Here is a 7,602-nt window from a genome sequence, read left to right as displayed (position 1 = left end):
ATTGGGAATTAATTGATTGATTTCAATAACTACGCTTTTTCTTGTAAAATTATCTCCAATTGCGACAAGAAAAAGCGTAGTTATTGAAATCAATCAATTAATTCCCAATTTTAATTTCATTAATGCTATTCATCCTTCAGTAATAATTGGGAAAAACGTAAAAATTGGTGTAGGAAGCGTGTTTATGGCAGGAGTTATTATAAATAATGATTCAAATATAGGGGATCATTGCTTTATTGCCACAAAGTCTTCAATAGATCATGATTCTACTCTAGGTAATTATAGTAGTTTGAGTCCGGGAGTTACAACGGGTGGTAGAGTGGTTATTGGAGAAACTACAGCGATAGGCATAGGAGCGTCAATCTTGCATTATATTTCTATTGGTAAAGAATGCGTAATTGGTGGCGGTGCATTAGTTAATAAAAATATTGAGGATAATTATTTGGCATACGGAGTGCCCATACAAAAAGTCAAGGAGAGGTCCTCAGAAGAAAAGTATCTATAATATATGGAAAAAGATAAGATATGGCTCTCTTCGCCACATATGGGAGGAGAAGAACTAAGTTATATTAATAAGGCCTTCGATGAGAACTGGATCGCTCCGCTTGGGCCAAATGTCACTGGTTTTGAAAACGACATTAAAAAGTACCTGACCAAAAATGACGCATCTGCAATTGAAGTTGCAGCACTTAGTTCGGGTACTGCAGCTCTTCATTTAGCTTTAATCCTCTTGGGAGTTGACAGAGGCGATGAAGTTATTTGCCAGAGCATGACATTTGCGGCTTCAGCCAATCCCATTGTTTATTTAGGAGCCAAACCAGTTTTTGTGGATAGTGAGGAGGATACGTTGAATATTTGTCCAGAACAACTGGAAATTGCCATCAAAGATAGAATTGCTCTTGGAAAAAAGCCTAAGGCCATCATAGCGGTCCACCTTTACGGAATGCCATATAAAGTAGATGAAATAAATAGTATTGCAAAGAGATATGATATTCCTGTGATAGAGGATAGCGCAGAGGCATTAGGCAGTAAATATAAAGATGATTATTGTGGTACTTTTGCAGATTACTCCATTTTATCCTTTAACGGAAATAAAATAATTACCACCTCTGGAGGCGGGGCTTTGATCACAAAGGATCTCCAAGCTAAAAAAAAGGCTATCTTTCTTGCAACTCAGGCAAGGGATGATGCACCTCATTATCAGCATAGCGAAATAGGTTATAATTATAGATTAAGTAACATTTGTGCTGGAATAGGACGCGGGCAAATGCAGGTTTTGGATAAAAGAGTTGAGGCCAGGCGGGAGATGTTTCAATTTTATGTAAATTTATTCCATAAGATTAAGGGAGTCAGAGTTTTTGAAGAACCATCAAATAATTATTTTAGCAATCATTGGTTAACGGTCATAGAAGTTGATGAGTTAAAAACTGATGGAATAAGCCGTGAAGAACTCAGGAAGTGTTTAGAATCGGAAAATATTGAAAGTCGCCCTCTTTGGAAACCGATGCATATGCAGCCTGTTTTTAAGGAGTATCCATATTACGGCACAGGAATTGCCGAAAGAATGTTCAAAAATGGTTTATGTTTGCCCAGTGGTTCGAATCTGACGGATAATGACAGAATAAGGATCAAAGAGGCCATTTTAAACTGTTTTATAAAATAGCTACTAAAATTAGATTATGGGTAAACTCAATAGAGCCCTTAAAAATATCCTTACTGGCCCGGATAACGCATTGGATATTAGAAATATTAAATATCTTCCACGATGGGCGGTCCTTTTAATAGATATTGGCCTTGTTACGGTTTCTACAATTCTAACTATTCTGATCCTTCTGGATATAGCTCCTGGCGCCTTTAATTATATAAGTTACTTTGATAAGACCGTTTTAATTGTCGCGGTACACATCATTTTCTTTTATGTGTTCAAGACATATGCGGGAATTATAAGATATTCTTCCAACATAGATGCGTTCAAATTGTTGCTGGCTACAATTAGTTCCTTTGTTTGTTTGCTTACAATCAATTATGTCAGCTATTTTACTATTGGAGAAAAACTATTTCTCGTTGGAGGCTTATTAATAAACCTGTGGATTTCTTTCTCACTTCTATTCTTGTTCCGACTAGGTGTCAAGCAGATTTATGAATATTTCAAGGTTTTACAAAAAAACGAATCCCTTATAAAAGCCGTGATCCTCGGAGTTGATGAAAATGCAATTTCTATTGCGGGTGCCTTAGATATAGAGCATCCCAAGCGATTTAAAATTGTTGGTTTTTTGACCCAGAGTTCTCACCGAAGTTTAAGAATACTGGATAAACCGGTATTACAGCATACTCAAAAGATACATGAGGAAGTAAAGTTGCTTGGGGCGGATGCCATTATTTTTTCGGAAAACACTTTTACCTCAGAAGAGAAATTTCAGTTAGTCGAAGAATGTCTGGAACATGAAATTGCAGTTTATAACGCCCCGCTTGTTTCTTCCTGGGATGAAAATCAACCGATTACCCAAAAAATAAAAACCTTGCAGATTGAGGATTTACTGGAAAGGGAGCCTATTCAATTAGAAGTTCAGAATAAAATAGAGCAACTTACAGGAAAAACAATCCTGGTTACCGGAGCGGCGGGTTCAATAGGGAGTGAAATAGTAAGGCAGGTTGCGGATTATAATCCCAAAAAACTGATTATTCTGGATCAAGCCGAGACTCCCTTACATAATTTGCAACTGGAAATAGAAACTAAATTTCCCGACCTGAATTTCAAGGTTATTGTTTGTGATGTAGGAAATAAGAAAAGACTGGAATTACTCTTTAAAAACCATACAATTGATGTAATATATCATGCCGCAGCTTATAAACATGTTCCTTTGATGGAAAGCAATCCGCATGAAGCAATATCTGTTAATATAAATGGCACCAAAAACCTGGCAGATCTTTCTGTAAAATATAAGGTGGGACATTTTGTAATGGTTTCGACCGATAAAGCTGTTAACCCGAGTAATGTGATGGGTGCCTCAAAGAGGGCAGCAGAAATGTATGTGCAGTCACTTTACCACGAGCAAAAGAAACAGGAATGGGGAGAGACTAAGTTTATAACTACAAGGTTCGGGAATGTTTTAGGTTCTAATGGTTCAGTTGTTCCATTATTTAAAAAACAAATTGAAAAGGGTGGACCGGTGACAATAACTCATCCTGATATTATACGATATTTCATGACGATTCCAGAAGCCTGTCAGCTAGTGCTTGAGGCGGGTGCTATGGGCAAAGGAGGAGAAATTTTTGTATTTGATATGGGAGAACCTGTCAAAATTATGGACCTGGCAATAAAGATGATAAAACTTGCGGGCTATCAGCCCAATAAACATATTAAAGTTAGAATTACCGGCTTAAGACCGGGAGAAAAGCTATATGAAGAATTGCTGAATGACGAATGTAAAACTTTACCTACACATCATAAAAAGATCATGATAGGGCAGGAAGTGGTACGTGATTATATAATGATCAATGAAAAGGTCGAGAAAATCATCAAATCTGCCAGTAAATTAAAAAATGATAAGGTAGTCGCAAAATTAAAAGAATTGATTCCGGAATTTAAAAGTAATAATTCCCTGTACGAACATTTAGATAATATAACAGAATTAAAAAGAGACTAAACTATATGAAGAAAATTTCAATTCTGCTTTTTTGCACTACTTTATTAATAGGTTGTGCCACAAAGGATGAGATAGTTTATTTTGAAAATGTAAAGAGTTTAGAAGGCAAAAAGAATATACTTAATTATGAACCGGTAATAGAGCCAAATGATGTATTAAGAATTAATGTTTCTTCTTCCTCTGTCAATGAAGAGATTGTTAAACCTTTTCAAATGCAAGGCCAGGGTCAGAGCCAACAGAGCGGTGGAGGAGGACAGGGATCCTCTCTGTCCGGTTATTTGGTTGACCCTGAAGGGAATATTAATTTTCCGGTTATTGGCCAGTTGCATGTAAAGGGCTTAACAAGAGGTGAGATTAGGAAAAAGTTAGAAAAGGAAATCGAAGCTTATGTAAAAGATCCAATCGTTGATGTTAGGATAGTAAATTTCAGTGTGACCGTTCTGGGAGAAGTAAATAGTCCTGGAAGAATACAAATATCTGATGGTAGAGTAAGCATGCCGGAATTAATAGCAATGGTCGGGGATATATCTTATGATGGCAAAAGGGAAAATATAACGATTATAAGGGAACAAAATGGGGTGAAAAGTGTTGGGACTATAGATATGACTGAAACTAATCTTTTCAACAGTCCATATTTTTATCTTAAACAAAATGATATTGTATATGTAGAACCGAGCTACAGGGCAGTTAAATCAGCTGGTTTTTTCACCAGTTATCAGGGGATAATATCTTTGGGTACTACGGTCATAGGTCTATATTTGCTTATAAACAGTCTCTAATTTATGGAAGACATCACAGAATTTTCTGAAGAAAACAAAGAATCCAATTTTGATTTAAAAACCGAAATCTATAAATATCTTACCCATTGGAAATGGCTGGTGCTGGGATGTTTATTGGGAGGATTACTTGCTTTTTTATATAATCGATATACTCTTCCTAAGTATAGGACAGAGGCAACTATGATCATTGTAGATGAACAAAAGAAGAATGCCATGAGTGCGTTACCTTCTGGAGGTGGTGCCGTGTTTTCACTTGAGGGAGATGGTCTTCAAAACCATATCGAAAAGCTAAAATCAAAACAACTCGTCGAAAGTGTAGTTGATGAACTCGATCTTAATATTTCATATTTTATTGAAGGGAATGTTATAACCGTAGAAGCTTACAAGTCCAGTCCTATTTTAATAGAATTTATTACTCCAGATTCAATAGTCAATGAGACTTATGGGAATCTGTTTATTACACCCGTTTCTGACACCTCATTCAGGCTCGAAGAGGAGGGCTCGGACTATTCCGATATTCACGAGATTGGTGAAGTCATTAAATTGAATGAAATCCAATTTACAATTCTACCCAGGTCAGGAGGTGAAGAAGGTAGTTTTAAGCGTACAAGTACTGTTAACATAAAATTAAAGCCGGTTAGGCAGGTAGCTAATGAATTTATACAAAGGTTGTTAATAGCACCTAAGGGTCAGGCGAAGGATATTTTGGCATTAAGTACGGTAAATTATTCAAGTAAAAAATCTGAAGATTTCTTGAATAAGTTAATGGAGCGTTTTAATGAGGAAGGTGTTAAAGATAAACAGGAGGTTGCTGAAAATACTACCAATTTTATTCAGGAGAGACTCGAAATGATTACTTCGGAATTAGATTCGGTTGAAGGAGGAATAGCTGAATTTAAGCGGGAAAATCGCCTGATGAATGTAGAAACAGGAGCTTCCGAATTTCAAGCTAAATTTACTCAGGCTGAGCAACAGATTTTTGAACTTGAAACCCAATTAGAATTGTTAAAATCCATAGAAGATCTCTTAAGAGATCAGGCGGATTATGAATTTCTTCCAGAAGTAGGAATAGAGGATGCAGGTGTTTCTGGACTTATTAGCACCTATAATTCTCTGGTTATGGAGCGGAATATGTATCTTAAAGGTTCAACTTCTAGGAACCCTATTGTCGAAAATCTTACTGAACAACTTGACAGTTTAAAAAAGAATCTTTTTGAAAATATTGAGAGTACACGAAGATCCATCAATGTAAAGCTTAGGGAATTAAATCAAAGAGAAAATTTTGCTCAAAATCGGTTCAGTAATTTCCCTGGATTGGAAAAAGGGATGCGAAGTATTGAACGCCAACAACAGATTAAAGAACAATTATATTTATTCTTATTACAGAGACGGGAAGAGGCTGCTATTTCCTTTGCTGCTACGGCTTCTGTGGCCCGAGTAGTAGATTCGGCCTTCACTTTAAATGAACCGGTAGATCCCAGACCTTGGCTTATATTAGCTGGAGGCTTAATTTTAGGATTTATCGTTCCCATACTAATTATCTTTATTAAGAACTTCCTGGACACTAAAGTTCATCATAAAGGAGATTTGAGTTCCTTATTGAAATCGGTCCCATTTGTAGGGGAAGTTCCTCGGATAGGTACGGATCAGAGCGATATAATTCATGTGAATGATCGTTCACCTTTGGCAGAGTCATTTAGGATTTTAAGAACAAACCTTGCTTATTTAATTCAGAATAAAAATAAGGAAATAGGTAATGTGATATTTGTTACTTCTACCATCAAAGGAGAAGGTAAAACATTTATTTCTTATAATTTAGCTAGAACCCTGGCTAGTACTAGTAAATCGGTATTGTTAGTAGGTGCGGATATTCGGAATCCAAAACTGCACCGATATACTGCCGCCACAGAAGGAGCTCAAGAAAGAGGACTCTCAGACTACTTATATGATTATGATTTAACCACTGAAGATATTATTTCAGAAACTAAGGATGATGGCATATCCGTAGATATTATACTTTCTGGTCCAATCCCTCCAAATCCTGCTGAATTACTTATGAACGACCGTATGGAAGAATTAATCAAAGAATCCAGAAATCGGTATGACTATGTAATTGTTGATACGGCTCCTACAATGATCGTAACCGATACTTTACTTATTAGTCAGCTTGCTGATTATACTTTGTATGTAACACGAGCCGATTTTACGGAAAAAAATCTTCTAGAGTTTCCCAAAGACCTTAAAAAACAGGGTAAACTAAAAGGTCTTGCAGTAATTCTTAACGATGTGGATTACTCTAAGTTTTCTTATGGCGCTCAATATGGATATTCCTACGGCTATGGTTATGGTTATGGGGTTGATAAAGAAAGCAGATGGAAAAGATTGAAAAGAAGATTATTTAGCTAGGTTGTAGATTTGAATAAATCTATATTGTTTTCTATTATTGCTTTTATCTTTTCTGAATATTTCTTCGGAATTCTTATTGTTTTAATCTTTTCAAGGTGCTCTTTTTTATGGACATCACTACATATAAAATCAATCAGTCCGGCTTCTATAAGGTAAAAAGAGGTCTTTTGAATGGAGGCACCGTAATGGCCAGATAGAGAAAGCATATTTAGTTGGAATCTGCATCCACGTGATTTCAGATCCTTGTATCCTTCCAAACTTTTTGAATGTAAATAAGTATATCTTTCTGGGTGAGCTAAAATAGGGGAATAAGAATTATTTTGAAGAGTAAAGAGTATTTCTTTTAAATTGAGAGGCGGTTGAAAATATGACATTTCAACCAGTACTTTTTTACCTACAACCGTAAGAAGTTCTTTATTGTTAATAAATTCAACAAAATGCTGATCCATCATATATTCTGCAGCAGCACAGATTTTAACTTGTGATTTTATGTTATTCTGGACAAGATTCAGTGCAGATTTAATAGTTCTTGGTGTATTTGGATAATATTCACCTATTATATGGGGAGTAGCAACAAACTTACTTATACCAATTTCTTCAAAGCCTTTAATTAGCTCTAAAGATTCTTCTACTGTTTGTGCTCCGTCATCAATACCAGGTAAAATATGATTATGAAAATCAGTAACTCCTTCCAGATGGTCTATTAAGTAGATTTTTCTTTGAAATATGGGAAACATTCATTCTATTTTAGCTTTCAAAATTACATAATT

The 7,602-nt window shown here is 35.8% G+C and carries 6 protein-coding genes; 5 read left to right on the top strand and 1 reads right to left on the bottom strand.

The window, feature by feature from the left end; translation table 11 throughout:
* The first annotated feature begins 16 nt into the window (after positions 1–16).
* The 5 genes from EZJ28_RS14660 to EZJ28_RS14640 are packed head-to-tail and all read left to right on the top strand — an operon-like array spanning position 17 to position 6,832.
* The gene (locus EZJ28_RS14660; protein ID WP_131399219.1) at positions 17–505 is read left to right on the top strand and encodes a transferase; all 489 of its coding nucleotides are present in this window, start codon (positions 17–19) and stop codon (positions 503–505) included.
* A gap of 3 nt (positions 506–508) precedes the next feature.
* On the top strand, positions 509–1,663 hold the full coding sequence (locus tag EZJ28_RS14655) for a DegT/DnrJ/EryC1/StrS aminotransferase family protein (protein WP_131399217.1): 1,155 nt from the start codon (positions 509–511) through the stop codon (positions 1,661–1,663).
* A gap of 16 nt (positions 1,664–1,679) precedes the next feature.
* On the top strand, positions 1,680–3,647 hold the full coding sequence (locus tag EZJ28_RS14650; protein WP_131399215.1) for a nucleoside-diphosphate sugar epimerase/dehydratase: 1,968 nt from the start codon (positions 1,680–1,682) through the stop codon (positions 3,645–3,647).
* 5 nt (positions 3,648–3,652) lie between these two features.
* Positions 3,653–4,426, top strand: coding sequence for a polysaccharide biosynthesis/export family protein (locus EZJ28_RS14645; RefSeq protein WP_131399213.1), 774 nt, complete (start codon positions 3,653–3,655; stop codon positions 4,424–4,426).
* A 3-nt stretch (positions 4,427–4,429) separates the two neighbouring features.
* Entirely contained in the window at positions 4,430–6,832 is a 2,403-nt protein-coding gene (locus tag EZJ28_RS14640) for a polysaccharide biosynthesis tyrosine autokinase (RefSeq protein ID WP_131399211.1), read from the top strand.
* Here EZJ28_RS14640 and EZJ28_RS14635 read toward each other — a convergent pair.
* The gene (locus EZJ28_RS14635; RefSeq protein ID WP_131399209.1) at positions 6,829–7,569 is read right to left on the bottom strand and encodes a tyrosine-protein phosphatase; all 741 of its coding nucleotides are present in this window, start codon (positions 7,567–7,569) and stop codon (positions 6,829–6,831) included. The genes EZJ28_RS14640 and EZJ28_RS14635 overlap by 4 nt on opposite strands.
* Between the last annotated feature and the right edge of the window lie 33 nt (positions 7,570–7,602).

Source organism: Gramella sp. KN1008, from assembly GCF_004332155.1.
In the GTDB taxonomy this organism is placed as follows: Bacteria; Bacteroidota; Bacteroidia; order Flavobacteriales; family Flavobacteriaceae; genus Christiangramia.
Note: the sequence above shows the minus strand (reverse complement) of the source record. Positions and strands in the feature narration are given on the sequence as shown.

Coding starts and splice junctions, on each gene's coding strand:
- EZJ28_RS14655 (WP_131399217.1), top strand. CDS start 509: ATGGAAAAAGATAAGATATGGCTCTCTTCGCCACATATGGGAGGAGAA.
- EZJ28_RS14650 (WP_131399215.1), top strand. CDS start 1,680: ATGGGTAAACTCAATAGAGCCCTTAAAAATATCCTTACTGGCCCGGAT.
- EZJ28_RS14645 (WP_131399213.1), top strand. CDS start 3,653: ATGAAGAAAATTTCAATTCTGCTTTTTTGCACTACTTTATTAATAGGT.
- EZJ28_RS14640 (WP_131399211.1), top strand. CDS start 4,430: ATGGAAGACATCACAGAATTTTCTGAAGAAAACAAAGAATCCAATTTT.
- EZJ28_RS14635 (WP_131399209.1), bottom strand. CDS start 7,569: ATGTTTCCCATATTTCAAAGAAAAATCTACTTAATAGACCATCTGGAA.